Origin of the sequence: Tsuneonella dongtanensis, assembly GCF_001698205.1 — a bacterium.
GTDB lineage: Bacteria > Pseudomonadota > Alphaproteobacteria > Sphingomonadales > Sphingomonadaceae > Tsuneonella > Tsuneonella dongtanensis.
The window spans coordinates 610,211-636,447 of record NZ_CP016591.1; the positions used below are offsets into that span (position 1 = coordinate 610,211).

The window sequence follows — 26,237 nt, forward strand, 5'->3', positions numbered from 1 at the left end:
GCATCACTTCGTCCGTCGCAAGGTCGCTGGGCCAACAGAGGGAGGGCATCATGAACCGCTATTCCACCACTGCCATCTGCCTGGTCGCCGCTTTCGCCGCGTCGGCCTGTTCCACCAAGCCGCGCCAGTTCTCGGCGCAGGTTCGCCCCGTAGCGGCCACCCAGCCGCAGACAGGGCTGCAGCAGACCGAGCGTGCGGCCTACACCACGTGCGACCAGATGGTCCGCCACGGCCGCAAGAGCGGTTTCGCCTCGGCAGCCGCCACCAGCGGTGCGGGCGTTGCCGGCATGGCCGGCGGCGCGGGGCTCGCCTTCACCGGCCTGGGGGGCGGGAGCCTCGCCTCGGCCGGGGCCACCGCGGCGGCGGCGATGCCGATCGTCGGCTTCTTCGCCGCGTTCGGAATGAACCGGGCGATCCGGGGCGGGCGCGAGAAGGGCTACCGCAAGCACATGACCACCTGCATGGACGAAATGGGCTATCAGGTGGTCGATTGGTCGCGGGCGCCCAAGAAGCAGAGCGGCACCGCCATGCTCGTCCCGGCGACCGAGGCCCACGCCGTCGCGGAGGCCGAGGCCATCGCCCCGGTCCCCGCAAGCGACATCCGACCCGTTTCCTCAGAGGGCGAGGCCTCCGCCTCCCTCGTCACGGCAGGGCCTGCCGACTGAGGACGCCGCGGGGGTGCCGTTCCGCTGACACCGGCGCCCCCGCGGATTTCAGTGCCCGGCCTGCGGCCCGCGTCCGAGGCCGCTGGCGGCAAGTTGTTCGTCGATCTGCGCAACGAGGCGCGCGAGGCCTTCCTCGCTCTCGCTTTCCGCCCGCGCCACCAGAACATCCTGTGTGTTGGAAGCGCGCAGCAGCCACCATCCATCGGGTGTCGATACCCGCACCCCGTCGGTCGTATCGACGGCATGGGGCGAACGCGCCATGCGTGCCTTGACCTCGTCGATCGCAGCGAACTTGCGCGTCTCGTGGACCTGGAAGCGCAGTTCCGGCGTATTCACCATCGCGGGCATGGCGGAGCGCAGTTCGGTGACCGATTTCCCGAGACGAGCCGAGGCCGCGATCAGCCGTACCGCCGCATAGAGTGCGTCGTCGAACCCGTAATAGGTGTCGGCAAAGAACACGTGGCCGCTCATCTCGCCGGCCAGCGGCGCGCCAATCTCCTTCATTTTGGACTTAATCAGGCTGTGCCCGGTCTTCCACATCAGCGGCTTGCCGCCGAGCTCCGCGACCCGGTCGAACAGCGCGCGGCTGGCCTTCACGTCGGCGATGATCGTCGCGTTAGGTAGTCTTGCCAGGAGGTCCTCGGCATAGATCATCAAGAGCTGATCCCCCCAGATGATCCGGCCTTCGCCGTCCACGGCCCCGATCCGATCCCCGTCGCCGTCGAAAGCCACTCCGAAGTCGAGGTTCTTCGACGCGACAAGGCGGCGCAGGTCCTCAAGGTTCTCGGGAACGGTAGGATCAGGATGATGATTGGGAAACGACCCGTCGACCTCGGTGAAGAGAAGGTGATGCTCCCCCGGCAGCCGGGCGGCCAGCGCCTCGAGCGCGGGGCCCGCGGCTCCGTTGCCCGCGTCCCAACCGATTCGAAGACCGGACAGCGTATCGAAATCGATCCCCGACAGTCCCTCGAGCAGCCGCTCGACGTAATCCTCGAAGACCTCGCGCGACACGACCTCGCCCTGCCCGTCGATCCACGCGCCGGCTTCCGCCCGGCGGCCGAGTTCGAGGATGTCTTCCCCGAAGAACGGCCGGCCGAGAAATACCATCTTGAAGCCATTGTAATTGGCGGGATTGTGGCTGCCGGTTATCTGAATGCCGCCATGCACCTCTTCGCTTGAGGCTTCGGCGTAATAGAGCATCGGGGTCGGCCCCATGCCGATCCGCACGACATCGCAGCCCGAAGCGGTCAGCCCTTCGACGAGCGCGTGCTCGAGCATCGGGCTGCTGACCCGCCCGTCGTATCCCACCGCCACCGTCGTTCCGCCCGCCTCGCGCAGCATCGTCGCGAAGCCGCGGCCGATCGCCCGGGCATCGTCGGGGCCGAGCGTCTCGCCGATAATCCCGCGGATGTCGTATTCGCGCAGGGTCGTGGGGTCGAAGGTGTGCTTCACGCGGTCCTCACTGCCCGTCGGCCAGATCGTCCAGCAGCAGGTCGCGCGCGGCATTGGCTTCGTGCACCTGCTCGTTGGTTCCGCCGCGATCGGGGTGGACCATGGCGATCAGCCGCCGGTGCGCCTCGACGATCTCGTTATGCGAAGCCTCGTGCCGGACCCCCAGCAGCTTGCGCGCGCGGAATACGGCCTGCGCGCGCGTCGGGCGGGCGGACAGGAACTGCCATGGCCAGCGTTGGGTGGCGAGGCGGACGATCAGCGAAAGCAGCGCGGCGACGATGAGCAGCTTGATCATGATGCCGGACCCTTATTGCTGGCACATCGAAGCGGGGTCTTTTCCGGAAACGGCCTATCCGAATTCCGCCTTCGAAACCAAAGGGTTGCGTTTGATCGGCGTGTCGACATTGTCAGCTTCCGGAATCGCCCCTTTCCAGAGTGGGCGCAGAGAGTGCCAGCGGGATAGCCCGCCACGAGCGTGTAGGACAGCCCCTGCGAAGGGCTCAGGCCAACGCGAGTTCCGGTTCGCGCGAGGCCGGCGTCGGCAGGTTCAGCGCCGCGACGAGGCTGCGCAGCTCCTGCCGCGCGACCAGATGGCTGGTGCCGAGTTCGCCCAGGTGCCCCTTGTCCAGCAGCGTCAGCCCGCTGGGGAACAGCTCGCGGTAGATCACGCGTTCGGAAAGGCCGCTGGCAACGCGGAAGCCGACCCGCTTCGACAGTTCCTTCAACGCCTGCTCGATGCGCGCCATGTTGCGTGCCTCGACGTGGCCGGTGCGGTTGCGCACCACGACCCAGTCCATCTCGCGGCGGTTCTGCTCGAGCTGGGAGCGGCTGCGCTTGATCCGCGCTTCCCAGATCAGCTCGGCATAGAAGGACAGGCGGCGGACCTTGAAGGTTTCCGCATCGACCTGGCCGATGAGGTCGAAATCGACGAAGCTGTCGTTGAGCGGGGTGACCAGCGTGTCCGCCTCGGTCGCTGCGTGGCGGGCCAGCGGATCATCGCGTCCCGGGGTGTCGAAGACGACGAAATCAGCACCTTCGGCGATGCTGGAAGTCATCGCTTCCAGCTCCTGTTCGGAGCCGCCCTCGAACACCTCGAACCGCGCGGTGGGCAATTCGATGCCGCGCCGCGCAGCGGTCTCGGCGCGATTTTCGAGATAGCGGTAGAGCGTGCGCTGCCGGGGATCGAGATCGATCGCCGCGACCTTTGCGCCGCGATAGGCCAGCGCCACCGCGACGTGCACCGCCGTTGTCGACTTGCCGGTGCCGCCCTTTTCGTTGGCGAAGACGATCCTGTGAGCCGGCTTGGACACGCGTGCATTCCCGTAATGTGCCCGCTAGGGCGTTGGCGTGAATGCAGGAATAGCGGACGGACGGACCCCCATGCAAACCGCGACCACGCTCGAAGTGTTGAGAAGCGGCGTCGATGCCTTGCGCGCGGAAGGCAAGCGACTGGCGCTGGTGCCGACGATGGGCGCCTTGCACGAAGGACACCTGACCCTGGTGCGCGAGGCGCGGGCCCACGCGGATGCGGTCGCAGTGTCGATCTTCGTGAACCCGAAGCAGTTCGGCCCGAACGAGGACCTCGACGCCTATCCGCGCACCTTCGCGGAGGACTGCCGGTTGCTCGAAGCCGAGGGCGTCGCGCTGCTCTGGGCCCCGACGGTCGAGGCGATGTATCCCGGCGGCTTCGCGACCAACGTTTCGGTGGCCGGGGTCAGCGACGGCCTGTGCGGAGCGGCGCGGCCCGGTCACTTCGACGGGGTGGCGACGGTCGTGTGCAAGCTCTTCAACCAGGTCCGCCCCGATGTCGCGCTGTTCGGGGAAAAGGACTGGCAGCAGCTCGCCGTCATCCGCCGGATGGCGCGCGATCTCGACCTCGTCGCCCCGTATGCCGACGCGATCGTCGGCGTGCCGACCGTGCGCGAGGCCGACGGGCTCGCGCTGTCGAGCCGCAACCGCTACCTCTCGCCCGAGGCCCGCGCGCAGGCCGCCGCGCTGCCGCAGGCGATGCGCGACGGTATCGCGGCGCTGATGGCGGGAAGCGCGGTCGCGCCGACGCTGGCCGCGATCGAGGCGCATATCCTGCAGGCCGGGTTCGACAGCATCGACTATGTCGCGCTGGCCGATGCAGCGAGCCTCAGGCCGCTCGACGGGCTTGGCGATGCGCCCGCGCGCCTGCTCGTCGCCGCCCGGATCGGCGGTACACGCCTGATTGACAATATCGCGGTGGCCGCGCCGTCCTGACCGGCATGATTTCGTTGACGAGGGATGCCGGCCCGTGGCAAGCGCGCGCTCTCAACCGGGCGGGTATAGCATAGTGGTAATGCTCTAGCCTTCCAAGCTAGCTAGAGGGGTTCGATTCCCCTTACCCGCTCCACCTTTCCCGATCCGGATCAGTGGCCCGGAAAGGCCATCAGCGCCTCGACCGAAAGGCCTGACGCGCGCAGCCGGTCGGCTCCGCCCAGGTCGGGCAGGTCGATCACGAAGAGCGCCTCGGTGACCGCGGCACCGGCGGTGCGGAGCAGCTCCGCCGCGGCCAGCGCAGTTCCGCCGGTGGCGATCAGGTCGTCGACGATCGCGACCTTCAGTCCCGGACTGATAGCGCCCGGGTCGATCTCGAGCCGATCGGTTCCGTATTCGAGATCGTAGTCCACGCCGATGGTCGGCACGGGCAGCTTGCCGGGCTTGCGGACAGGGACGAATCCCACGCCCAGCTCGATGGCGACAGCCGCGCCGAAGATGAAGCCGCGCGCTTCCATCCCCGCGATCGCCTGCGCTCCCTCTGCCCGTGCGGCGAGGTGGTGGACGGCAGCGCGCAGGCCTTCGCCGTGCGCGATCAGGGTGGTGATATCGCGAAACAAAACGCCCGGTGCCGGGAAGTCCGGCACCGAGCGTATGAGGGTCTTGAGGTCATCCGGGCTCATGCCCGAAAAGTCCTCACCGATCGGCCGATCAGGCCGGCTTCTTCTTCGGCTTGATCGCGGCCCAGACCTGGTTCTTGGCCATCCATGCGAGGATCGTGGCGAAGAGCAGGAAGCCCATCACCGGCCAGCCCACCTGGGTGCGCTTCACCTTCTTGGGCTCGGCGGTCCAGGTCAGGAACGCGGCCACGTCGCGCGACATCTGGTCGACGGTCGCCTTGGGCTGCCCCTCGGCATAGGTGACCTGCCCTTCGGTGGTCAGCGGAGCCGCCATCGCGATGTTGAGGTTCGCGAAGTACGGGTTGAAATGCGTGTTCGGCGGAGTGGAGAATTCGGGGAATTCCTCCTTCACCTTCTTCCCGTCGATGCTGAAGGTGTCGACGTTGCGATAACCGGTCAGCAGCGAATAGACGTAGTTGCCGCCGTCGTGACGCGCCTTGGTCATCAGCGACAGGTCCGGCGGGATCGCGTTGTTGTTCGCCGCCGCCGCCGCAACCGAGTTCGGGTAGGGCGAGGGGAAGTAGTCGGTCGGCAGGCCCGGACGGGTGTTCGCTTCGCCGGTGTTCGGATCGATGCCCGGAACCTGGAAGCCCGCAGCGATCGCCTTCACTTCGGCTTCGCTGTAGCCGAGCGCGGTCAGATCGCGGAAGGCGACGAACTTGAGGCCGTGGCAGGCGGCGCAGACTTCCTTGTAGACCTGCATGCCGCGCTGCAGCTGCGCCAGGTCCCACTTGCCGAAAGCGCCGTCGGAGGCGAGCTCCGCGTCGCGCGGGTGCAGGTGGAACTCGTGTTCGGCGGTCGCTTCCTTGAGCTGGCCGTCGGAGATCACGGTGGCGAGGCCGGTGCCGAACCCCCACACCGCCATCAGGGCGAAGAACAGGCCGGTGAGGATTCCGATGAGACGGATCATTGTCGTGTCGCTTTCCCTAAAGCCTGTTCACACGCCGACGGGCTTGGCGTTCTCGCCCAGCACCGCAGCCTTGTCCTCGCCCAGCACCGCCTCGGTGATCGAGTACGGCAGCGGTTCGGGCTTCTCGACCATCGAGACGATCGGCAGCACCACGAGGAAGTGGAGGAAGTAATACGCGGTCGCGATCTGGCTGAGCATCACGAACGGCTCTTCAGCCGGCGCGCCGCCGCAGTAGAACAGCACCAGCATCGCCGGGATCAGACCGAACCAGAAGAACTTGCGGAACAGCGGGCGATAGTGGCCGCTGCGCACCGGGCCCTTGTCGAGCCAGGGCAGGAAGAACCACAGCAGGATCGCGCTGAACATCGCCAGCACGCCGAGCAGCTTCGCCTCGATGATGACGATGCTGGTGAACGGGATGTGCAGGTCGACCGTAAAGGCGCGCAGGATCGCGTAGAACGGCCAGAAGTACCATTCGGGCACGATGTGCGCGGGGGTCGAGAGCGGGTTCGCCTCGATGTAGTTGTCCGGGTGGCCGAGCAGGTTCGGGCCGAAGAACAGCAGGGCGCAGTAGATCAGCAGGAAGATGCCGAGTCCGTACCCGTCCTTCGCCGTGTAGTACGGGTGGAACGGGATGGTGTCGCTTTCCTGCTTCACTTCGACGCCGGTGGGGTTCGACGAACCCGTCAGGTGCAGCGCCCAGATGTGCAGGATGACCGCGCCCGCGATCACGAACGGAAGGAGGTAGTGAAGGCTGAAGAAGCGGTTGAGCGCCGCGTTGTCGGGCGCATATCCGCCGAGCAGCCAGATCTGGATCGGCTCGCCGACGACGGGAATCGCACCGAACAGGCCGGTGATGACCTTGGCGCCCCAGAAGCTCATCTGGCCCCAGGGCAGGACGTAGCCCATGAAACCGGTCGCCATCATCAGCAGGAAGATGACCACGCCGAGCAGCCACACCATCTCGCGCGGGGCCTTGTAGCTCGAGTAAAAGAAGCCGCGGAAGATGTGGAGATAGATCACCGCGAAGAACATGCTCGCGCCGTTGGCGTGGGCATAGCGGAGCATCCAGCCCCAGTTGACGTCGCGCATGATGTGCTCGGTCGAGGCGAAGGCCACCGTCGCGTTCGATGCATAGTGCATCGCCAGCACGATGCCGGTGACGATCTGCAGCACCAGGCAGAACCCGGCGAGGACGCCGAAATTCCACATGTAGTTGAGGTTGCGCGGCACCGGGTAACCGCCGCCGATGGCGTTGTAGACAAGACGCGGAAGCGGAAGCTTCTCGTCCATCCAGCGCATGAACGGGTTAACCGGTTGATACTGTTGGGCCCAGGGGAAGCTCATCGTTTCGCTCTCTCTCGCCTCAGCCGACCTTGATCACGGTGTCGCTGGTGAATTCATACTCGGGCACTTCGAGGTTCTTCGGTGCCGGACCCTTCAGGATGCGCGCCGCGGTATCGTAGTGCGAGCCGTGGCACGGGCAGAAGTACCCGCCGAACTCACCCTTCACCTCGCCCTCGGCGGCACCCAGCGGCACGCAGCCGAGGTGGGTGCAGACACCCATCGTCACGAGCACGTCGCCGTGCCCTTCCTTGGTGCGCTCCTCGAGCGTCTGCGGATCGCGCAGCGAACCGACGTCGATCTTGTTGGCCGCTTCGATCTCCGCCGGGGTCAGCCGACGGACGAACAGCGGCTGCTTGCGGAACACCGCCTTGATCGCCTGCCCCGGCTGGATCGCCGACACGTCGACCTCGGTGCTGCTCTCGGCGAGCACGTCGGCCGACGGGGCCATCTGGCTGATCAGGGGCAGAAGCACCGAGACGCCGCCGACACCCGCCGCGCCGATCGCCGCGATATTGATGAAATCGCGCCGCCGGACCCCGTCATCGAGAACCGTTTCGGTCCCCGGGATCGCGTCGCCAGTCGTATCAGCCATCAGCCGTACCTTGCCTTCGCTTGTCTCGCCCCGCCCCGGAGGGGACGGCGCCGTAATCGAGCCCACCGGCAGTTGCGAGAAAGAAGCGTCGGCCCCTGTTTCGCGGTTCGCCGAAGGGTGCCAGATAAGCGCCCGACGGTGCCGGTTTGCGGCGCGCATAGACGGCAAATGCCATGTTGCCAACCGCCATTGTGGCGGTTTTCGGACGCGGAATCGGGGCGTCGTCTAGGAGCCGCGTCCGATCAGCGACAGAAGGCGGCCATAGGTCGGCTCGCCGCGGTGCGTGGCCCGCCGGAACGAGAAGAAGAACTCGGGCTCGGCATAGGTATCGCGCGTAAGCACATCGACGCGGCCGACACCCGATTCGACCAGGCGGCGGACGACATAAGCGGGCAGGTCGAACTGCCATTTGCCCGGCGCTCCGGGAGCGAAGAAGACGTCATCGGCATCGGAAAAGGCAGCGCGAAAGTCCGGTCCGACCTCGTAGCTCGGTTGCGCGATGCACGGCCCGACCGCAGCGGCGATCCGCTCTGCTCTGGCGCCGAGCGCGACCATCGCTTCGACCGTGTTCCCTATCACACCGCCGTGCGCCCCTCGCCAGCCGGCGTGAGCGGCGCCGATCACTCCCGCATCGTGGTCCGCCAGCAAGACGGGAGCGCAGTCGGCGGTCAGGATACCGAGCAGTATGCCCGGCCGGTCGGTGACCATCGCATCGGCGCGCGGTTTGTCGGCGTCGCTCCAGGGTTCGGTCACCGTAACGACATCGGCGGAATGGATCTGGAAAACGCCGACGAGATCTGCCCCAGGAAGTACGGTCTTGGCCGCCAGGAAGCGGTTCTCGGCGACCGACGAACGATCGTCGTCGGCGCCGTAACCGCAATTGAGACTCGCCACGGCCCCCGTCGAGACCCCGCCGCGCCGGGTCATGAAGCCGTGCGGAGTTCCAGCGAGTACTTCGGAATGAAGGGCCTCAGCCAAGGGAGCGGGTCACCTGCTCGAAGGTATCGCGCGACAGGCCCTTGGCTTCGGCAATGCGTTCGAGTTCGGCGCGCATCTTGCCCGCGCGGCCCGGCTCGATTCGCCGCCAGCGGCCGAGCGGCGGCACGAAGCGTGCAGCGGTCTGCGCATTGATCGGGTCCAGCGCGAGAATCAGGTCCGCGATCATCCGGTAACCCTCCCCGCTTTCCGCGTGGAAGGCGTGCGGGTTGCCTGCGAAGGCCATGTAGAGGCTGCGCACGCGGTTGGGATTCTTGAGCGTGAAGTCGGGGTGGTCGGCCAGCGCCTTGACGTGCTCGATCGCCTGCGGATGCAGCGCGGACGCCTGCAGGCTGAACCACTTGTCGACCACCAATGCATTGCTCCGGTAGCGATTGTAAAAGTCGATCAGCTTGTTCGTACGCTCGACGCCCGAAAGGCCGCAGAGGACCATCAGCGCGCCCTGGCGGTCGGTCATCGTGGTCGCGGCATCGTACTGTGCGGCGGCCATCTGTGCGGCGCGTTCGGGATTGCCCGCCGCGAGGAACACGAGGGCCTGCGTTTTGACCTTGCGCGCGCCGCGCGCCTCCGCGCTCATGCCGTCGGACCGCCCGCTTGCCCGCTCGTGCAGGGCAACCAGTTCGGCCTCGAGCGTGTTTCCGAGCCATCCCTTCAGAGCTTCGCGTTCGGCGTGAATCCGACCGGGGTCGGCGACGAGAAGCTGCTCGGAGATATAGGTTTGACTGGGCAGCATCATGAGCTCGCCGCGCATCTGATCGTCGAGCGCCGGATCGGCGACCACGGCGCGCAGCGCACCGCCGATCGCCGCGCGGCCCGCGTCGCGATCGGCATCGGACAGCCCGTCACCGACAGCTGCGACGAGGTGACCGACGATGAGCTCCTGCATCGCTTCGTACCGCGCGAAGGCGTCGTCGTCGTGCGCTGCCAGGAAGACGAGATCGTCGACGGACGCTTCGCGCTCGATCGCCACAGGGGCCGAATACCCGCGGTTGATCGAAAGCACCGGCTTCTCGGCGTAACCGGCGAACGACAGGGTCGCCTCGGCGCGATCGAGCACGACGAGTTCCTCGCCGCGATGCGTGCCGCTCTTGCGATCGAACAGGGCGAGCCGCAGAGGAATGGGCATGGGCTTCTTGTCGGGCTGCCCCGGCGTCGGCGGAACCGACTGGCGAAGGGTGAGCGTCGCGGTCTCGCCTTCGTGCGCGAGATCGACCTCGACCTTCGGCGTGCCCGCCTGCGAATACCACAGGCGGAACTGGGTGAGGTCGAGGTCGGCCCCCTGCTCGATAGCAGTCACGAAATCCTCGCAGGTCGCCGCCTCGCCATCGTGGCGCTGGAAGTAGAGGTCGGTGCCTTTCCGGAAGCGTTCGGGGCCCGCCATCGTTCGCATCATGCGGATGACTTCGGCGCCCTTGTTGTAGATCGTCGAGGTGTAGAAGTTGCTGATCTCCCGGAACGAATCCGGCCGGACCGGATGCGCGAGCGGCCCGGAATCCTCGGGGAACTGGACGCTGCGCAGAAGTCGCACGTCCTCGATCCGCTTGACCGCCTCGCCCTGCATGTCCTGGCTGAAGAGCTGGTCGCGCAGCACCGTGAAGCCTTCCTTCAGCGATAGCTGGAACCAGTCGCGGCAGGTCACCCGGTTGCCCGACCAGTTGTGGAAGTATTCGTGGGCGATCACCCCTTCGATCCCGTCGTAGTCGCCGTCGGTGGCTGTTTCGGGGTCGGCGAGGACGTACTTGGTGTTGAAGACGTTGAGACCCTTGTTCTCCATCGCCCCCATGTTGAAATCGCCGACCGCGACGATGTTGAAGACGTCGAGGTCGTATTCGCGGCCGAACACCTCCTCGTCCCATTTCATGCTCTTCTTAAGCGATTCCATCGCGTGCTCGGTGCGCGGCAGGTCCTCGGCCCGCACCCAGATCGCGAGCTCGACCTCGCGCCCGCTCATCGTGACGAAGGTGTCCTTGCGTGCCACGAGATCGCCGGCGACGAGCGCGAAGAGGTAGCTGGGCTTAGGCCACGGATCGTGCCACTCGGCCCAGTGCCATGCCTCCTTGACGCCGCCCTCGTCACCCTCGGCCACCTTGTTGCCGTTCGACAGGAGTACCGGGAAGAGGTCCTTGGGCCCCTCCATCCGCACGGTGAAGGTGCTGAGGACATCGGGCCGATCGGGGAAGAAGGCGATCCGCCGGAAGCCCTCGGCCTCGCACTGGGTGCACAGCATCCCGTTCGATGCATAGAGCCCCATCAGCTGGCTGTTCGCCGCGGGATCGATCTCGGTCGTCACGCGCACCTCGTGCGATCCGGGGGTGAGCGCGATCACGAGGTCGCCGTCATCCATCCGCCAGTCGTTCGCACCCTGTCCGTCGACCTCGACGGAAAGCGGCTCGAGTCCGTCGCCGGCAAGGCGAATCTCTTCGGCCGGGCTCGCATCGGGGTTGGGCTCGACGGCGAGTGTGCCGACCACCCGCGTCGAATCGACGCCGAGCGCGAACTCGAGCCGCGTCTGCGGCACCCGCCAGGGGAACGGCGTGTAGTCCTCGCGACGGATGACGGGCGGTTCCTTGGGCGGCGGCGGCGCATCGGCCATTTCGGGGTTGCCGTCCGGGGTCGATGGTGTGCGTGCAATATCCATGGGTATCCGTTCGAACCTTATCGTCGGCCTGTCGAGCCGCTAAACGCACGACATGGGACTTATGTTCATTTTCGGAATGGGGTTTTCGTCGAAAGCGATCGCCAGTCGGTTGAGCGGCTGGCGAATCGAGGCGACCGGGCGCGGCGGGACGGTCGCGTTCGACGACGATTCCGCCGTGCGAAGGGCGCTTGCACGAGCGACCCATGTCCTGTCCTCCGTTCCGCCGGGGGAAGAAGGCGATCCCGTCCTCGATCGCTATGGCGATGCGCTTCGTCACGACTGGCTCGGCTACCTCTCGTCGACCGGTGTCTACGGCGATACCGGCGGGGCGTGGGTCGACGAATCGTCGCCGGTCGGCAGCGGTCGGCGATCGGCGCGCGCGGAAGCCGACCTCGCCTGGCTCGCGAAAGGCGCGCGCGTTTTCAGGTTGCCGGGCATCTACGGCCCCGGCCGCTCACCTCTGGACAGGGTCCGCGAAGGGCGCGGCCACCGAATCGACATGCCGGGGCAAGTGTTCAGCCGGGTGCATGTCGATGACATCGCGAGCGGGGTGGTCGCTGCCTTGGATGCCGGGCCGGGTGCCTACAACCTCGCCGACGACCTCCCCGCCAGCGCTGCCGCGGTGACCGAGGAGGCCTGCCGCCTTCTCGGAATCGCGCCGCCACCGCTGCAGACGCTGGACGAAGCCGGCCTGTCCCCCATGGCGCGCGGGTTCTATGCGGAGAACCGGCGGGTCGCGAACGGCAAGGCGAAGCGGGTTCTCGGCTGGAGCCCGCAGTTCCCCACCTATCGGGAGGGGCTCGCCGCTATTCTGGCGACGGAGCGCTCGCTGGAGCCGGGGCCACTTGCCGCGCCCTGAGCGCCACCACCATGCCGAGCACTGCGAGCGCCGCCCCGGCAATGGCGAGGCCCGACCAGCGATACCCTTCCAGCAAAGTGGAAATGGTCATCGCGATCACGATCACGAGCACACCGTTGTAGGCTGCGCGGCCCGCTCCGAGCTCGCGCACGAGCTGATAGTAAAGCGGAAACGTCACCACGGTGCCGACAAGCGCAAGCCAGGCCGTCCCGGCCCAAAAAAGGGGCGCTGCAGGAACCTGCGGCGGCCCGACCATCGCCGAGGCAACGAGCACGTCGATCCCCACGCCGTAGAGGATCGACCACGAGAGCAGGCTGACCAGCGGAACGTCGCGCCCAGCCGGCCCGGCCTGCAACACGTTGGCGAGCGAAGCCGAAAGCATGCCGCCGAGGGCCAGAGCGGCGCCCCACGCGACGTTGCCGCCGAGCGGGGCGGTGCGTGCCTCGTTGGCCAGAAGCAGGCCGATGCCCGCCAGCGCGATCGCACTGCCGATCATGAAACGACGCGTCACCGGCTGGCCCAGCAGCAATCGCCCGAGGATTGCGTTCGTGACGAACATCATCCCGATGATGAGCGCCACGATGCCCGAGGTCAGGTGCTCCTCGCTCAGGTAGACGAAGGTGAAGTTGGCGCTGAACTGGAACAGCCCCATCGCTATCGCCAACCCATGCGCCCGGCGCGGCATGGCGAGCGACTTGCCGGTCAGCAGCGCCAGCGCGAACATCGCCGGAGCGGCGAGCGCGAAGCGATAGGCGACCGCCCATTGCGCCGGAACCTCGGCGATCTGGCCGCGGATGACGTACCAGGTCGAACCCCAGATGAGCGCGGTCAGCACGAAGGGCACCGCGATGCGCGGGCGCAGCAGCGCGTGCGGCGGTGCAGGATCGCTCACAGGTTGGCGATCGCCGAGGCGAGGGCGCGGGCATCGCCGTCGCGCGTGTTCCACGCGGTGACGAAGCGCGCGGCGTCGGCGCCCCAGTCGTAGAAGCCGAAGCCTTGGGCGCGCAGCACTTCGCGCTCGACGGCGGACAGGCGGACGAACAGTTCGTTGGCCTCGACAGGATGCATGAGCCGGTCGCCGCATGCGCCGGCGATCTCGGCCGCGGCGGCATTGGCTGCGCGGGCGTTGGCCAGCCAGAGGTCGCCTTCGAGCATGGCCAGGAGCTGCGCGGCGAGGAACCGGCCCTTGGACTGCAGGTGGCCCGCCCGCTTGCGGCGATAGCGGGCCAGCGCCGCAGCGTCGGCATCCCGGAACACGATCGCCTCGGCGCTCATCGCCCCGTTCTTGACCATGCCGAAGCTGAGCGCGTCGCAGGGACCGGCGGCTTCGGCGGGCGAGCAACCGAGAAACGCGACCGCGTTGCCAAAGCGCGCACCGTCTACGTGGAAGCCGAGGCTGCGCTCCCTCGCCAGCGCGCCGAGGGCTGCCAGTTCCGCGGGCCGATAGCTCTGTCCGTATTCGCTCGCCTGCGTGACGCTGACCGCGTGCGGCTGGACCTGGTGCACGTCGTCGCGGATCGGATCGATAACGGCTCGCACCGCATCGGGTGTCAGCTTGGCGCCTTCGCCCTCCGCAAGGAGCAGCTTGGCGCCGTGGAGGTAGAATCCCGGTGCGCCTGCTTCGTCGACCTCGATGTGCGCCTCGCGGTGGCACACGACCCCGCCATGCGGCGGGCACATCGTCGCGAGGGCGAGGCAGTTGGCGGCGGTCCCCGTGGCGGCCCAGAGCACCGCGACCTCGTATCCGAAGATCGCGCCGAAAGCTTCGTCGAGCCGCTGGGAAAGGGCATCGTTGTCATAGGGCGCGTCGGCCTCGTCGGCAGCGCGCATCGCGTCCCACACGCGGGGATGAACGGCGGCGGCATTGTCCGAAAGGAACTGGCTCATCGGAACGCCCCTAGCCGCGCTGGCGTTGAGCGCAAGAAGGAGACAACTGCATGGCCATCGAAGGGCTCGAGATCACCCACACAGGCAACGAGGCGCACGGCGAATATCGCGCCACCGTTCCGGGTAGCGACAAGGTCGGCCGCCTCACCTGGCGCGCCAGGGGCGGGACACGGATCGCCGAACACACGATCGTTCCGCCCGAGATCGGCGGCCGTGGCGTCGCCGCTGCGCTGGTCGAGGAACTCGTCGCCGATGCCCGGCGCGAGGGTTTCACCGTGGTCCCGCAGTGCTCCTATGTCGAAGCCCAGTTCCGCCGGCACCCGGAATGGGCCGACCTCCTCGCCGCTACGCCGAGTTGAGGCGCGAGAAGTCGACCCCCGCGATGCTGTCGAGCACGGCATCGCGGATCTTTTTCGCGTCGGCCAATGGCACCGCTTCGAACGACATGGTGCCGCCCGCCAATCCGAGGTGCAGCGTCGCATAGCCGCCCCGGCGAGCCAGGGGCCCCTGCGCGATCTCGACGGACTGGAGTTTCACCCTGCTTGCGACGTCGAGCCGCGGCGCAAGCCAGCCATGCCTGGCGTAAACCTGCCGCACATCGAGCGCATGGCGGGCACGCCGCCAGCGAAAGTACTGGCCCGCGGCGATGACCGGCACGGCGAGCAAGGGCAGAATGGCGGCGACTGGGGCTGGCGACAACAGAAGACCGAGCGACGCGGCAACCGGGACCGCCGCGCCGATGATCGCGCCATCGATATACGCGCGCTTGGCAGGCCGACGCCACTCGACCGACGCGTCGGGCAGCGTGAAACCCGCCGAACGGGCGATCGGTTCGAGTTCGTCCATCTGTCCGAACGGCGCGACGACGTGGCTGCCTGATCCACTGTCCTGTGCAAGGCTGACGAACTTGAGTGCGTGCCACCCGAACAGCCGACGCAACCAGCGTGTGCGCACCTCGACCGCCTGCACCCGGTGTGCGGGCATGACCACGTCGGTCTTGGTGAATAGTCCGCGCTGCCTGCGAAAGCCCTTGGCGGTGCGGGTGAGGACGAATCCCCAGTCGCGCGCGAAGGTACGAGCGAGACCGGTGACGAAACCGACGACCACAAGCGTCGAGATCGCCATCCCCACTGCCGTAGCTTGCGCGAAGGGGCCCAGCCCTTGCAGCCAGTGACCCGGACCGTCGAGGCGCGCCTGCCAACCCTCCCAATCCCAGATGTCGAACGGCAGGAAATCGTCGAACTGCTGTGCCGCGCCCGCTGCGATGGCGAAGGCGGCGAGGGAGAACTCGAACAGGCCGAACGTTGCAAGACGGCGCGGCGGCATCGCGAACAGCACTTCGCCGGACGGCTCCGCAGGAACGTCGCCCGCTGGTGCGGCGGCCGCCTCGTCGTCGCGACGCTCGCGGACCAGTTCCCGCAGCGCTTCACCCTCGGCGATCGGCAACCAGGTAAGCGCAAGCTCGTCTGCCCCGCCTGCCCCGGTCTCGAACTTGACCTGCGCCAGCCCGAGCGCCCGCGCGAGCAGGGGTTGTTCGAGACTGACATCCTGGATTCGCTCGTAGGGGACCGATCGCGCCGCGCGACTCAGCACTCCGGTCTCGACCCTGATATCCTCGGCCCCGACGACGTAGGTCGTGCGCCACCACTTGAGGACCGCCACGATCCCGCCGATCGCGACCGCCAGCACGGCGATACCGGCGAAGAACCCGATGCCCGACAGTTCGTCACGCAGGCCATAGGCGCCAGCGACCGCGGGCAGCAGCGACTTGCGGATATCCGACAGCGCGCTGACCAGCATGCCCAGCGGCGCGGTACGGCGCGGCCCGGCTTCGGCCGTTTCGCTCACACCGTCTCGCGCTTGATGTGCGTGCGGATCGTCTCGCGCATCGCAGCGGCGTCGTCTGTAGCAAGACCGGGTAGCGATACGCTGGCGTTGTGCGTGCCCGCGGTGTGGACGACCAGCGTGGACAGGCCGAACGCGCGTTCCAGGGGGCCCTGCGTCACGTCGATGTGCTGGACGCGCCCGAATGGCACCACGGTATCGGATCGGAACCATAGGCCGCGCGCCACCCGCAACCGGTCCGCGCCGAGATCGTACCCGCGCGCGGCATGGCGGCGCAGCGGCACCCGCGCGATGGCCCATGCCGCGAGGAGCAAGACCGGAGCGAGGAATGCGCCGCGTGGCAACAGGTCCGCCGATTCGAGAACCAGCGAGGCGATGACGAAAGGCACCGTCATGATCGCCGCCTGCGTGCGCAGCAGTTTGACGTGATTCGGCGCCAGCGGCGTCAGCGCGCGATCGTTATCGGCGATGGCGATGGGGTCCCCGTCCATGGTGCGTTACATGGATAATACGCCCAGACGATGCAAGGCGAAATAACCGTTGGTCCGGCTGATATCGATGGTGCTGCTGGAGAGGATTGAACTCTCGGCCTCACCCTTACCAAGGGTGTGCTCTACCACTGAGCTACAGCAGCTTGAACCATCGGTCGGTCCCCGGCGCACGTCGCGGCTGCGGGGAGCGGGCGCGCCTTACAGTGCGGCACTCCCTTGTCAAGCGTTGCCGGGCGTAGCAAGCGTTCGCGCCATGACCGGTCCTGCCGACAAGACGACCCGCGAAGAGCGCCTGGCCGCCAAGCTGCGCGAGAACCTGCGCAAGCGAAAGGCGCAATCACGCGCGATGACCTCGCACGGGGCAGTCGAGGAGAAACCGAGCCTTTCCAAAGACGGGGAGCAAGGCTAGGGGCGGGTGCTCCCGACGCCTTTCGCGGAGCCGCATCGCTTGTCCACGCTGATCCTCATCCGCCACGGCCAGAGCCGCTGGAACCTCGAGAACCGCTTCACCGGCTGGTGGGACGTCGACCTGACCGAAAAGGGCGTCGCCGAGGCGATCGCCGCGGGCGAGCTTCTCGCCGAGAAAGGCGTGCTGCCGACGGTTGCGTTCACTTCGCTCCAGACGCGCGCGATCAAGACGCTGCATCTCGCGCTCGAGGCCTGCGGGCGGTTGTGGATCCCCGAAACCAAGGACTGGCGCCTGAACGAGCGGCACTACGGCGGCCTCACCGGTCTCGACAAGGCGGAGACCGCTGCCCGCCACGGCGACGAACAGGTCCACATCTGGCGCCGGAGTTTCGACGTTCCGCCGCCGGACATGGAACCCGGGAGCGAGTTCGACCTCAGCGCCGACCCGCGTTACGCCGGCATAGCGGTGCCGCGCACCGAGAGCCTCAAGCTCACCATCGAGCGCGTCCTGCCGTACTGGGAAAGCGCGATCCTGCCGCAGCTTGCCGCAGGCGAGACCGTGGTCGTCGCCGCGCACGGCAATTCGCTGCGCGCGCTCGTCAAGCACCTGTCGGACATTTCCGACGAGGATATCACCGGGCTGGAAATCCCCACCGGGCAGCCGATCGTCTATCGCTTCGATGATGCCATGACGCCGGGCGAGCGGCGCTACCTCAAGGACACCTGAGATGGCCCCCAAGCGCGCAGACGTCGCAATCGTGATGGGAAGCCAGTCCGACTGGGCGACCATGAAATGCGCCGCCGAGGTGCTGGACGAACTCGGCGTGAGCTACGAGGCGCGGATCGTCTCGGCGCATCGCACGCCCGACCGGCTGCACCAGTTCGGCAAGACCGCGCACGAGCAGGGGTTCAAGGTCGTGGTGGCGGGCGCTGGCGGTGCGGCGCACCTCCCGGGCATGATCGCCGCGCTGACCCACCTGCCGGTGCTCGGCGTGCCGGTGAAGTCGAAGGCGCTCAAGGGCCTCGATAGCCTTCTGTCGATCGTCCAGATGCCCGCCGGGGTACCGACGGGCACGCTCGCCATCGGGGAGCCGGGGGCAACCAATGCCGGGCTGCTTGCCGCGGCAATCCTCGCGCTGTCGGACGAAGGCCTGTCGCAGCGGCTTCGCGACTGGCGCGCGGCGCGCACTGCCGCCGTCGGCGAGGTACCGGAAGACTGATGCTGCGGGTCGGGGGGACCATCGGCATTCTCGGCGGCGGCCAGCTCGGCCGGATGCTTGCGCTGGCAGCCGCGCCTCTCGGATACCGATGCCATATCTATACGCCCGAGCGCGACAGCGTGGCGGCGGAGGTTGCCGCTGAGGTCACCGTGGCGCCGTTCACCGATCCCCTCGCGCTGGCGCGCTTCGCCGATGCCTGCGACGCGATCACGTTCGAGTGGGAGAACGTACCCACCGCGCCCTTGCAGTTCCTCGGCGACCGGATCGCACCCGGATTGCGCGCGCTCGAGACGGCGCAGGACCGGCTCAGGGAAAAGCGCTTCGTGGAGGGGCTCGGCGGACGGCCCGCACCGTTCGCCCCGGTCGATTCGCCCGAGGATCTCGCCCGCGCGATCGACCGGATCGGCACCCCCGGCGTGCTCAAGACCGCGCGCGACGGTTACGACGGCAAGGGCCAGTGGCGGATCGGTTCCGCCCGCGATGCCGAAGCGATCCGACTGCCGCAGGCGTCGTGCGTCTACGAAGGGTGGGTCGAGTATGAGGCCGAATTCTCGGTGATCCTCGTGCGCGCCGGCGATGGCGAGGTGCGGTTCTGGGATACGACCGAGAACCGGCACGATGGCGGCATCCTCGCGCACACGCTGTGGCCGCCTTGCGCGGCGGTCTCGGCGCAAGTCGGCGCGGCACGCGAGCTTGCGGGCAAGGTCGCCGAGGCGCTCGGCTATGTCGGGGTCCTGACGCTCGAATTCTTCGCGACGAAGGATGGACCGGTGTTCAACGAGATGGCCCCGCGGGTCCACAACTCGGGCCACTGGACCATCGAGGGCGCGGCGACGAGCCAGTTCGAAAACCACATGCGCGCCGTCGCCGGGCTGCCGCTCGGGGACACTGCGACCGTGGTCAGCCGCGCGGTCATGGACAACCTGATCGGCGATGTTTCGCAAGCCCATGCCGTTCTCTCCGACCCGGCGGCGCACCTTCATCTCTACGGCAAGTCCGAAGCGCGCGAGGGGCGCAAGATGGGCCATGTGACGCGGACATGGCACGCAGCGTAACCGCGATCCTCGCGCGGGCAGCCAACGGCACCATCGGCAGGGAGGGCGCGCTGCCGTGGCGCCTCCCGGCCGACCTCAACCGGTTCAAGGCCCTTACCATGGGCACGCCGATGATCATGGGGCGCAAGACCTTCGAAAGCCTGCCCGGGCTTCTTCCCGGCAGGCCGCACATCGTCCTTACCCGCAGCCGCGAATGGTGCGCCGAGGGTGCGCAGGTGGCGCATTCGGCGGAGGAGGCCTTGTCGCTCGCTGGCGGCGGGGACGTTTCGGTGGTCGGCGGGGCCGAGGTCTATCGCCTGATGCTGCCGCACACGACGCGGATCGAGCTGACCGAAGTCCATGCCGAAGTGGAGGGCGACACCCACATGCCGCCGTTCGGCGACGCATGGCGCGAAGTGGCGCGCGAGGATCATCCCGCAGCGGACGGGCGCCCGGCGTTTTCGTTCGTCACTCTCGCGCGCTCGGGGGAGCGCGGCCGGTGAGGTGGCTCGATCATCGCGACCGTATCCCCGAATCCCTGCGCGGCGCGGTGATCGCGCTCGGCAACTTCGACGGGTTCCACCTGGGCCATCAGGCGGTCGCGGGAGAGGCGATCCGCTGGGCGCGCGAGCAGGGGCGGCCGAGCATCGTCGCCACCTTCGATCCCCACCCGGTGCGCCATTTCAAGCCCGATGCGGCGCCGTTCCGGCTGACCACGCTCGAACAGCGGCAGGAGCTTTACCTCGCCGCCGGGGCGACCGCGATGCTGGTGTTCCATTTCGACGGCGAGCTGGCGGGGACCACCGCAGAGGATTTCGTCCGCGTGCTGCTCCACCAGCGACTCGGCGCAGCGGGGGTGGTGACGGGCGAGGACTTCACCTTCGGCAAGGGGCGCGGCGGGAACCTGTCGGTGCTGCGCGATCTGGGCGGGGAGGTCGGGATCGAGGCGCGCACCGTTGCGCCGGTGCTGGACGGGGGCGAGCCGGTCTCGTCCAGCCGCGTGCGAACGGCGCTCCAGGCAGGCGACTGCGCAACCGCGACGCGCCTGCTGACACGCCCCTTCGCCATTCGCGGGGTGGTACAGCATGGCGACAAGGTGGGGCGCACGATCGGGTACCCCACCGCGAACCTGCCGCTCGAAGGATATTTGCGCCCGCGTTACGGAATCTACGCCGTGACCGGGAAGGTACTCGCCACCGGGCAGGAGCTTGGGGGCGCGGCCAACATCGGCGTCCGGCCCACCTTCGATCCGCCGAAGGAACTGCTCGAGCCCTATTTCTTCGATTTCGACGGCGACCTCTACGGGCAGGAAATCGAGGTGGCGTTCCACCATTTCCTTCGGCCCGAGGCGAAGTTCGACAGCCTCGATGCGCTGACGGCGCAGATGGCGAAGGATTGCGACCGGGCGCGCGAGCTTCTAAGCGCCCGCCCGACATGAGCGAAGCTGACACCACGAAGCGCGACTACCGCGACACCGTCTTCCTGCCGAAGACCGACTTTCCGATGAAGGCCGGCCTGCCGCAGAAGGAGCCGGGTATTGCCGCGCGGTGGGAGGCCGAAAGGCTCTACGAACAGCTGCGCGATGCCCGCCGGGGCCGGCCGAAGTTCATGTACCATGACGGCCCGCCCTACGCGAACGGCGACATGCACATCGGCCACGCGCTGAACCACACGATCAAGGACATGGTCTGCCGCACGCAGAACCTGCTGGGCAAGGATGCGCCCTACGTCCCCGGTTGGGACTGCCACGGGCTGCCGATCGAGTGGAAGGTCGAGGAGCAGTACCGCAAGGCGAAGAAGAACAAGGACGAGGTTCCGCTTCTCGAATTTCGCGCCGAATGCCGCGCCTATGCGCAGCACTGGGTCGACGTGCAGCGCGGGCAGCTCAAGCGCCTCGGCGTGATGGCCGATTGGGACAACCCGTACCTGACGATGCAGCCCGAGAGCGAGGCGACGATCGTTGCCGAACTGCTCAAGTTCGCGGAAAGCGGCCAGCTCTATCGCGGGGCCAAGCCGGTGATGTGGTCCCCGGTCGAAAAGACCGCGCTGGCCGAGGCGGAGGTCGAGTACGAGGACATCATCTCGACCCAGATCGACGTGGCGTTCGAGATCACCCAGAGCCCGATCCCCGAGCTGGTCGGCGCGCACGCGGTGATCTGGACCACCACGCCGTGGACGATCCCGGTGAACCAGGCTTTGGCCTATGGGCCGGACATTGAATACGTCCTGCTTTCGGTCACGGCTGACACTGTTGGAGTTGGTGCGAAAGGTGATCGGCGGGTCAACGAGGTTCTGGCCGCGGCCGGTCTCCCGTTCCACACGAATGCGAGCTCCAAGTTTCTCGTAGCGAAGGAGCTGGCTACCGCCTTTGCGGACCGCCTGAACAAGGCGGCGAAGGCTTTAGACTACGGTGAGGTTGGGCCGCCTTCCCTGCAAGAATATATCGATCCGTGGGTTGAACGAGATGCTTCGATCGCAGGCTCCAAGCTCGCCGGCACCATCGCCCGCCACCCGATGCACCACCTCGGCGGGTTCTTCGCCGAGCCGCGGCCGTTCCTGCCGGGCGACTTCGTCACCACCGACAGCGGCACCGGGCTCGTCCACATGGCGCCCGACCACGGCGAGGACGATTTCGACTTGTGCAAGGCGCACGGCCTCAACCCCAAGTTCGCGGTCGAGGGCGACGGCAAGTACCGCGAGGACTGGGGCTGGCTCGGCGGGCAGGGCTCGGTGATCAATCCCAAGTTCAACGCCCCCGATGGGCCGATCTGCGCGGACCTGCGCGAAGCGGGCGCGCTGCTCGCGGCGAGCGCGGACTACAAGCACTCCTACCCGCACTCGTGGCGCTCGAAGGCCAAGGTGATCTACCGCTGCACCCCGCAGTGGTTCGTGCCGATGGACAAGCCCTTGGCGCACCTGCCTGCGATCTCTCTCGCGGAGCAACGCTGGGAGAACGAGGGCGGCGACGACACCATCGACGAGGAAGCTACCGCCGGTTCGCCCACCCTGCGCGAAATCGCGCTCGCCGAGATCGAGCGGGTCCAGTTCACGCCCGAAAAGGGCCGCAACCGCATCGGTTCGATGGTCTCCGGCCGCCCAGACTGGGTGCTCAGCCGCCAGCGCGCGTGGGGCGTGCCGATCACGCTGTTCGTCAATCGCCAGACCGGCGACTACCTTGTCGACCCGGAGGTGAATGCCGCGATCGTCGCCGCCGTCCGCGCCGAGGGTATGGACGCCTGGACCCCCGACACCGCGCACCGCTTCCTGGCAGGCAAATACGACGCCGCCGAGTGGGAGCCGGTCAGCGACATTCTCGACGTCTGGTTCGATTCGGGCTGCAGCCACGCCTACGTGCTCGAGGACAAGGAGCGGTGGCCCGACCTGTCGTGGCCGGCGGACATCTACGTCGAAGGTTCGGACCAGCACCGCGGCTGGTTCCAGTCCTCGCTGCTCGAATCGTGCGCCACCCGCGGCCGCGCGCCGTACGACCGCATCCTTACCCACGGCTTCACGATGGACGCCAAAGGCATGAAGATGTCGAAGTCGCTCGGCAACACCATTGACCCGATCAAGGTGATGGAGACCTTTGGCGCGGACATCATCCGGCTGTGGGCGCTGTCGGTCGATTTCACCGAAGACCACCGCATCGGCGACGAGATCCTCAAGGGCGTGGCCGACCAGTACCGCAAGCTGCGCAACACCTTCCGCTATCTGCTCGGCGCGCTCGACGGGTTCGACTTTGACACCGAGGCGGTGGGGTATGCCGAGATGCCCGAGCTCGAACGCTACGTGCTCGCGCGGCTGGCGCAGCTCGACGCGACCGTCCGCGCATCGATCGATACCTACGACTTCAACGAGTACGTCCGCGCGCTGATCGAGTTCTGCAACGAAGACCTTTCGGCGTTCTACTTCGATATCCGCAAGGACCGGCTCTACTGCGACGATCCGGCCGGGATCGAGCGGCGGGCCACGCGCACCGTGCTCGACGTGCTCTTCCAGGCGCTCGTCCGCTATGCCGCCCCGGTGCTGGTGTTCACTGCCGAGGAGGTCTGGGCCACCCGCTTCCCGGACCGGGGCAGCGTCCACCTGCTCGAGATGCACCCGCTGCCGGGCGAGTTCGCGAACGAGGCGCTGGTTGCCCGGTACGCCGCGCTGCTGGCGCTGCGCGAACGCGTTACCGAGGCGGTCGAGCCGCTGCGGCGCGAAAAGGTCGTGCGCTCCAGCCTTGAGGCCGAGGTCACCGTTCCTGCCGATGCAGTGCCCGAGGGCTTTTCCGACGAGACTCTCGCCGAACTGTTCATCACCGCGACAGTGCGCCGGGGCGATGGCGACGAAGTGACCGTCACCCGCACCCAGGACCACAAGTGCGGCCGCTGCTGGCGGCTTCTGCCGGAGGTTGCCGAGGATGGCGACCTGTGCGCACGTTGTGCTGACGTGATCGAGGGGGTGCTGGCATGAACCCTCTGACGAAGAACCGGCTGATCGGCCTTGCGCTCGCGGTGCTGCTGTTCGCGGCCGACCAGGCGACCAAGGGGTACATCCTCAACGTCCTGCAGCTCGATCTCGGCCAGTCGCACTACATCATGCCGATCTTCCAGTTCACGCTGACCCACAACTACGGCGTCTCGCTCGGCATGCTGACCGCGACCAGCCAGGAGATGCGCTGGGGACTCGTTGCGCTGACCTCGGTCATCGCGGTGGTCGTCACGGTGTGGATGGTGCGCGAGAAGCTGCTCGCCGACATCATCCCCTTGGCGATGATCCTCGGCGGGGCGCTCGGCAACATCAAGGATCGCTACGAATACGGCTACGTCGTGGACTTCCTCGACCTGCATTTCGGCGAGTTCCGCCCGTTCCTCATCTTCAACATCGCCGATGCGGCCATCACAATCGGCGTGCTGATCATCCTTGCCCGATCGCTCTTCGTGCGCGAAAAGGCCCCTGAAGAAAAACCGGCCGACACGGTCGTGGAGAATTGAGACTTATGCGCAAGATCGCCCTCGTCGCCCTTTCGTGCTCCTTGCTCGCCGCGTGCGGCAGCGGCGGCATCCTCAACCGCGAGCGGCCCGACGAGTTCGCCGTGCAGCGCCAGGCGCCGCTGGTGGTCCCGCCCGATTTCTCGCTGACTCCGCCCGCCCCCGGTGCCCCGCGCCCGACCGAAGGCACCGCGTCAGAGCAGGCGCTCGATGCGCTGTTCGGTGGCCCGGCCGCGCGCAGCCAGGTCGAAACGAGCGCGCTCGACCGCGCCGGCGTCGCCGAGCCGGGCATCCGCACCGCGGTGGGCGATCCGCTGACCAACACGGTCGCCAAGGGCCGCGTGACCCGCGACATCATCGCCGCGCCGGAAGGCGACGGTCAGGGTGCTTCGGCCGTTATTCCGGGTTGAAGACCCGGATTAACTGATTTTTGGTTTTCCGAACGCGCCTCCGCGCGTCCGGTCCTCGGTGCTGATCGCTCCACTTCGTTTCGCGGCACCTGCGGGCGGCCGTTCGGCCTTGCGGCGCGCTGGTCGCGCGCCGTGCTCTAGCGACATCAATGACGCGAGAGACGGTCGGCGACCAGCCGACCGCAAGCGCGACCGCGCGTCCGCAGCGGCTCCGTAGCAAAGCGGAGGAAACAGCCGCGAGGACGAAGGCGCGGAGGCGCCTTCGAAAAACAAGAGTCAGCTCAAACCGACACAGCGATCAGCTTGTCGATCTTGCGTCCGTCCATGTCGACCACCTCAATCCTCCAGCCCTGGTCGACGAAGCTTTCGCCCTCGTCGGGCAGCTTCTTGAGGTGCCACAGCACATAGCCCGCGGCGGTCGCGAATTCGTGGTCTTCGGGCAGGTCGATCGCCAGGCGGTCGGCCATCTCGTCGACGGGCAGCGCGCCCGAGATTAGCAGGCTGCCGTCGTCGCGCTCGACGATCGTGGGCGCCTCGCCGAGATCGCTGTCGGACGCGAAGTTGCCGACGATGGCGGTCAGCAGGTCGACCGGCGTCACGATGCCCTCGAGGTGGCCGTATTCGTCGTGGACCATCGCCATCGCCACTTCGGCCTGCTGCAACGTGCGCAAGGCGTCCATCGCGTCGAGCTGGTCGGGGATGATCTCGGGCTTCTTCATCAGGCGCGTAAGATCGACGGTGCGCCCGGCAAGCAGTTCGCCGAGCACTTCGCGTACCTTGACGACCCCGAGGATGCGATCGGGCGAGCCCTCGGCCACCGGCAGGAGCGAGTGTGGGCTGGCGTCGATCCGTGCGCGCAGGTCGACCTCGGGCGCGTGGAGGTCGAGCCAGTCGAGCTCGGTGCGCGGAGTCATCAGCGCGCGGACCGGCCGCTCGGCCAGCTTGACCACGCCGGCCAGGATCTCGCTCTGCCCGCTTTCGATGATGCCGGAGTGCGTGGCCTCGGCAAAGATCATGTGCAGCTCTTCGGCGGTCACGTTGGACTGACCCGCGGGGCGCACGCCCATCAGCCGGATGAGCAGGGATGACGACACGTCGAGCAGCCACACGATCGGCGCGGCCACCTTGGCAAGGAATGCCATCGGCGGTGCGGCAGCCAGTGCGATCGGCAGCGCCGCACGCAGCGCGATCTGCTTCGGCACGAGTTCGCCGACGACGAGGCTGAGATAGGTCGTCACCGCGATCACCGCGGCGAAGCCGACCTCGGGCGCGAACTCCTCGGGCACCCCGAGTGCTGCCAGTCGCTCGCCCACCGGTCCGCCAAGGCTCGACCCGGAATAGGCGCCCGCGATAATGCCGACGAGGGTGATGCCGATCTGGACGGTCGAGAGGAACTTCCCCGGGTCGGCGGCGAGCGAGAGTGCTATCTTCGCCGCCTTGCTGCCGCGATCGGCGGCGCCTTTCAGGCGGGCGGGACGCGCCGACACGATCGCCAGCTCGCTCATCGCGAACAGGCCGTTGAGCACGATCAGCCCGGCAATGATGAGAAGGTCGGTCCAGGGAAAAGGGGTCACCGGGCGAGCGCT

General features: G+C 67.4%; 27 protein-coding genes and 2 tRNA genes. 14 read left to right on the forward strand and 15 right to left on the reverse strand.

What is annotated here, in order from left to right; all coding sequences use genetic code 11:
- The first annotated feature begins 50 nt into the window (after positions 1-50).
- Positions 51-665: a hypothetical protein gene (locus tag A6F68_RS03015; RefSeq protein ID WP_067676148.1), complete on the forward strand. Its 615-nt coding sequence runs from the start codon at positions 51-53 to the stop codon at positions 663-665.
- Positions 666-713: 48 nt separating this feature from the next.
- Here the strand turns inward: A6F68_RS03015 and pgmG are convergent, their stop codons facing one another.
- From pgmG to A6F68_RS03030, 3 genes are all read right to left on the reverse strand, one after another.
- On the reverse strand, positions 714-2,117 hold the full coding sequence (pgmG, locus tag A6F68_RS03020) for a phosphoglucomutase/phosphomannomutase PgmG (RefSeq protein WP_067681942.1): 1,404 nt from the start codon (positions 2,115-2,117) through the stop codon (positions 714-716).
- 7 nt (positions 2,118-2,124) lie between these two features.
- Positions 2,125-2,412, reverse strand: a complete 288-nt coding sequence (locus A6F68_RS03025) for a J domain-containing protein (protein ID WP_198152659.1) — start codon at positions 2,410-2,412, stop codon at positions 2,125-2,127.
- Between the two features lie 205 nt (positions 2,413-2,617).
- Complete coding sequence (locus tag A6F68_RS03030; protein ID WP_067676158.1) at positions 2,618-3,427, reverse strand: division plane positioning ATPase MipZ; 810 nt, start codon at positions 3,425-3,427, stop codon at positions 2,618-2,620.
- Between the two features lie 70 nt (positions 3,428-3,497).
- Here A6F68_RS03030 and panC point away from each other — a divergent pair, with 70 nt between their 5' ends.
- Positions 3,498-4,361, forward strand: coding sequence for a pantoate--beta-alanine ligase (gene panC, locus A6F68_RS03035; protein WP_067676160.1), 864 nt, complete (start codon positions 3,498-3,500; stop codon positions 4,359-4,361).
- Positions 4,362-4,420: 59 nt separating this feature from the next.
- Positions 4,421-4,494 (forward strand) — tRNA-Gly (locus tag A6F68_RS03040).
- 16 nt (positions 4,495-4,510) lie between these two features.
- Here the strand turns inward: A6F68_RS03040 and A6F68_RS03045 are convergent.
- The 6 genes from A6F68_RS03045 to pepN all read right to left on the reverse strand — a co-directional run bounded on the left by A6F68_RS03045 (position 4,511) and on the right by pepN (position 11,521).
- Entirely contained in the window at positions 4,511-5,041 is a 531-nt protein-coding gene (locus tag A6F68_RS03045; RefSeq protein ID WP_067676166.1) for an adenine phosphoribosyltransferase, read from the reverse strand.
- A gap of 28 nt (positions 5,042-5,069) precedes the next feature.
- Positions 5,070-5,948, reverse strand: a complete 879-nt coding sequence (locus A6F68_RS03050) for a cytochrome c1 (RefSeq protein ID WP_067676169.1) — start codon at positions 5,946-5,948, stop codon at positions 5,070-5,072.
- 27 nt (positions 5,949-5,975) lie between these two features.
- Positions 5,976-7,295 carry a cytochrome b gene (locus tag A6F68_RS03055; protein WP_067676170.1) on the reverse strand — a complete coding sequence of 440 codons (1,320 nt, stop codon included), beginning with the start codon at positions 7,293-7,295 and terminating at the stop codon, positions 5,976-5,978.
- A gap of 19 nt (positions 7,296-7,314) precedes the next feature.
- On the reverse strand, positions 7,315-7,887 hold the full coding sequence (gene petA, locus A6F68_RS03060; RefSeq protein WP_067681949.1) for a ubiquinol-cytochrome c reductase iron-sulfur subunit: 573 nt from the start codon (positions 7,885-7,887) through the stop codon (positions 7,315-7,317).
- A gap of 225 nt (positions 7,888-8,112) precedes the next feature.
- Positions 8,113-8,814 carry a peptidoglycan editing factor PgeF gene (gene pgeF / locus A6F68_RS03065; RefSeq protein ID WP_067676171.1) on the reverse strand — a complete coding sequence of 234 codons (702 nt, stop codon included), beginning with the start codon at positions 8,812-8,814 and terminating at the stop codon, positions 8,113-8,115.
- 43 nt (positions 8,815-8,857) lie between these two features.
- Complete coding sequence (pepN, locus tag A6F68_RS03070; RefSeq protein WP_067676175.1) at positions 8,858-11,521, reverse strand: aminopeptidase N; 2,664 nt, start codon at positions 11,519-11,521, stop codon at positions 8,858-8,860.
- Positions 11,522-11,573: 52 nt separating this feature from the next.
- On the opposite strand from pepN, the gene A6F68_RS03075 reads away from it, so the two are divergent.
- The gene (locus tag A6F68_RS03075) at positions 11,574-12,380 is read left to right on the forward strand and encodes a Rossmann-fold NAD(P)-binding domain-containing protein (protein ID WP_067676177.1); all 807 of its coding nucleotides are present in this window, start codon (positions 11,574-11,576) and stop codon (positions 12,378-12,380) included.
- Here A6F68_RS03075 and A6F68_RS03080 read toward each other — a convergent pair.
- Both A6F68_RS03080 and A6F68_RS03085 read right to left on the reverse strand, forming a co-directional pair.
- Complete coding sequence (locus A6F68_RS03080) at positions 12,328-13,272, reverse strand: DMT family transporter (RefSeq protein ID WP_067676179.1); 945 nt, start codon at positions 13,270-13,272, stop codon at positions 12,328-12,330. The genes A6F68_RS03075 and A6F68_RS03080 overlap by 53 nt on opposite strands.
- On the reverse strand, positions 13,269-14,267 hold the full coding sequence (locus A6F68_RS03085) for a threonine aldolase family protein (protein WP_067676181.1): 999 nt from the start codon (positions 14,265-14,267) through the stop codon (positions 13,269-13,271). Before A6F68_RS03085 ends, A6F68_RS03080 begins: the two co-directional genes overlap by 4 nt.
- Before the next feature lie 50 nt (positions 14,268-14,317).
- Here A6F68_RS03085 and A6F68_RS03090 point away from each other — a divergent pair, with 50 nt between their 5' ends.
- Positions 14,318-14,626 (forward strand): GNAT family N-acetyltransferase, encoded by a 309-nt coding sequence (locus A6F68_RS03090; RefSeq protein ID WP_157096628.1) that lies wholly within the window; start codon positions 14,318-14,320, stop codon positions 14,624-14,626.
- On the opposite strand, the gene A6F68_RS03095 is transcribed toward A6F68_RS03090, so the two are convergent.
- From A6F68_RS03095 to A6F68_RS03105, 3 genes are all read right to left on the reverse strand, one after another.
- A complete protein-coding gene (locus tag A6F68_RS03095) occupies positions 14,613-16,115 on the reverse strand; it encodes a PH domain-containing protein (protein WP_067676183.1) in 1,503 nt (500 codons plus the stop codon). The genes A6F68_RS03090 and A6F68_RS03095 overlap by 14 nt on opposite strands.
- Positions 16,112-16,603: a PH domain-containing protein gene (locus A6F68_RS03100; RefSeq protein WP_067676188.1), complete on the reverse strand. Its 492-nt coding sequence runs from the start codon at positions 16,601-16,603 to the stop codon at positions 16,112-16,114. Before A6F68_RS03100 ends, A6F68_RS03095 begins: the two co-directional genes overlap by 4 nt.
- A gap of 68 nt (positions 16,604-16,671) precedes the next feature.
- Positions 16,672-16,746, reverse strand: a tRNA-Thr gene (locus tag A6F68_RS03105).
- A gap of 110 nt (positions 16,747-16,856) precedes the next feature.
- Between A6F68_RS03105 and A6F68_RS15135 the strand changes: the two genes are divergently transcribed.
- From A6F68_RS15135 to A6F68_RS03145, 9 genes are read left to right on the forward strand one after another with little or no spacing between them, the layout of a single operon-like run.
- Positions 16,857-17,012, forward strand: coding sequence for a hypothetical protein (locus tag A6F68_RS15135; RefSeq protein WP_198152660.1), 156 nt, complete (start codon positions 16,857-16,859; stop codon positions 17,010-17,012).
- A gap of 39 nt (positions 17,013-17,051) precedes the next feature.
- Entirely contained in the window at positions 17,052-17,738 is a 687-nt protein-coding gene (gene gpmA, locus A6F68_RS03110; RefSeq protein WP_067681953.1) for a 2,3-diphosphoglycerate-dependent phosphoglycerate mutase, read from the forward strand.
- A 1-nt stretch (position 17,739) separates the two neighbouring features.
- Positions 17,740-18,231, forward strand: coding sequence for a 5-(carboxyamino)imidazole ribonucleotide mutase (gene purE, locus A6F68_RS03115; RefSeq protein WP_067676191.1), 492 nt, complete (start codon positions 17,740-17,742; stop codon positions 18,229-18,231).
- Positions 18,231-19,286, forward strand: a complete 1,056-nt coding sequence (locus A6F68_RS03120; protein ID WP_067676194.1) for a 5-(carboxyamino)imidazole ribonucleotide synthase — start codon at positions 18,231-18,233, stop codon at positions 19,284-19,286. The genes purE and A6F68_RS03120 overlap by 1 nt, the downstream gene beginning before the upstream one ends.
- Positions 19,271-19,768 (forward strand): dihydrofolate reductase, encoded by a 498-nt coding sequence (locus tag A6F68_RS03125; RefSeq protein WP_067676197.1) that lies wholly within the window; start codon positions 19,271-19,273, stop codon positions 19,766-19,768. The genes A6F68_RS03120 and A6F68_RS03125 overlap by 16 nt, the downstream gene beginning before the upstream one ends.
- On the forward strand, positions 19,765-20,703 hold the full coding sequence (locus A6F68_RS03130) for a bifunctional riboflavin kinase/FAD synthetase (protein ID WP_067676199.1): 939 nt from the start codon (positions 19,765-19,767) through the stop codon (positions 20,701-20,703). The genes A6F68_RS03125 and A6F68_RS03130 overlap by 4 nt, the downstream gene beginning before the upstream one ends.
- On the forward strand, positions 20,700-23,723 hold the full coding sequence (ileS, locus tag A6F68_RS03135) for an isoleucine--tRNA ligase (protein ID WP_067676202.1): 3,024 nt from the start codon (positions 20,700-20,702) through the stop codon (positions 23,721-23,723). The genes A6F68_RS03130 and ileS overlap by 4 nt, the downstream gene beginning before the upstream one ends.
- Positions 23,720-24,244, forward strand: a complete 525-nt coding sequence (gene lspA / locus A6F68_RS03140) for a signal peptidase II (RefSeq protein WP_067676204.1) — start codon at positions 23,720-23,722, stop codon at positions 24,242-24,244. Before ileS ends, lspA begins: the two co-directional genes overlap by 4 nt.
- 5 nt (positions 24,245-24,249) lie before the next feature.
- Positions 24,250-24,651 carry a DUF3035 domain-containing protein gene (locus A6F68_RS03145; protein ID WP_067676206.1) on the forward strand — a complete coding sequence of 134 codons (402 nt, stop codon included), beginning with the start codon at positions 24,250-24,252 and terminating at the stop codon, positions 24,649-24,651.
- Between the two features lie 281 nt (positions 24,652-24,932).
- Here A6F68_RS03145 and A6F68_RS03150 read toward each other — a convergent pair whose 3' ends face one another.
- Entirely contained in the window at positions 24,933-26,225 is a 1,293-nt protein-coding gene (locus tag A6F68_RS03150; protein WP_067676208.1) for a hemolysin family protein, read from the reverse strand.
- Positions 26,226-26,237 lie beyond the last annotated feature (12 nt).

Excerpts from the sequence above, each read along its gene's own strand:
- A6F68_RS03015 (WP_067676148.1), top strand. The coding sequence starts at position 51 with ATGAACCGCTATTCCACCACTGCCATCTGCCTGGTCGCCGCTTTCGCC.
- A6F68_RS03025 (WP_198152659.1), bottom strand. The coding sequence starts at position 2,412 with ATGATCAAGCTGCTCATCGTCGCCGCGCTGCTTTCGCTGATCGTCCGC.
- panC (WP_067676160.1), top strand. The coding sequence starts at position 3,498 with ATGCAAACCGCGACCACGCTCGAAGTGTTGAGAAGCGGCGTCGATGCC.
- A6F68_RS03045 (WP_067676166.1), bottom strand. The coding sequence starts at position 5,041 with ATGAGCCCGGATGACCTCAAGACCCTCATACGCTCGGTGCCGGACTTC.
- A6F68_RS03050 (WP_067676169.1), bottom strand. The coding sequence starts at position 5,948 with ATGATCCGTCTCATCGGAATCCTCACCGGCCTGTTCTTCGCCCTGATG.
- A6F68_RS03055 (WP_067676170.1), bottom strand. The coding sequence starts at position 7,295 with ATGAGCTTCCCCTGGGCCCAACAGTATCAACCGGTTAACCCGTTCATG.
- petA (WP_067681949.1), bottom strand. The coding sequence starts at position 7,887 with ATGGCTGATACGACTGGCGACGCGATCCCGGGGACCGAAACGGTTCTC.
- pgeF (WP_067676171.1), bottom strand. The coding sequence starts at position 8,814 with ATGACCCGGCGCGGCGGGGTCTCGACGGGGGCCGTGGCGAGTCTCAAT.
- pepN (WP_067676175.1), bottom strand. The coding sequence starts at position 11,521 with ATGGATATTGCACGCACACCATCGACCCCGGACGGCAACCCCGAAATG.
- A6F68_RS03075 (WP_067676177.1), top strand. The coding sequence starts at position 11,574 with ATGGGACTTATGTTCATTTTCGGAATGGGGTTTTCGTCGAAAGCGATC.
- A6F68_RS03085 (WP_067676181.1), bottom strand. The coding sequence starts at position 14,267 with ATGAGCCAGTTCCTTTCGGACAATGCCGCCGCCGTTCATCCCCGCGTG.
- A6F68_RS03090 (WP_157096628.1), top strand. The coding sequence starts at position 14,318 with ATGGCCATCGAAGGGCTCGAGATCACCCACACAGGCAACGAGGCGCAC.
- A6F68_RS03100 (WP_067676188.1), bottom strand. The coding sequence starts at position 16,603 with ATGGACGGGGACCCCATCGCCATCGCCGATAACGATCGCGCGCTGACG.
- A6F68_RS15135 (WP_198152660.1), top strand. The coding sequence starts at position 16,857 with ATGACCGGTCCTGCCGACAAGACGACCCGCGAAGAGCGCCTGGCCGCC.
- purE (WP_067676191.1), top strand. The coding sequence starts at position 17,740 with ATGGCCCCCAAGCGCGCAGACGTCGCAATCGTGATGGGAAGCCAGTCC.
- A6F68_RS03120 (WP_067676194.1), top strand. The coding sequence starts at position 18,231 with ATGCTGCGGGTCGGGGGGACCATCGGCATTCTCGGCGGCGGCCAGCTC.
- A6F68_RS03125 (WP_067676197.1), top strand. The coding sequence starts at position 19,271 with ATGGCACGCAGCGTAACCGCGATCCTCGCGCGGGCAGCCAACGGCACC.
- ileS (WP_067676202.1), top strand. The coding sequence starts at position 20,700 with ATGAGCGAAGCTGACACCACGAAGCGCGACTACCGCGACACCGTCTTC.
- lspA (WP_067676204.1), top strand. The coding sequence starts at position 23,720 with ATGAACCCTCTGACGAAGAACCGGCTGATCGGCCTTGCGCTCGCGGTG.
- A6F68_RS03145 (WP_067676206.1), top strand. The coding sequence starts at position 24,250 with ATGCGCAAGATCGCCCTCGTCGCCCTTTCGTGCTCCTTGCTCGCCGCG.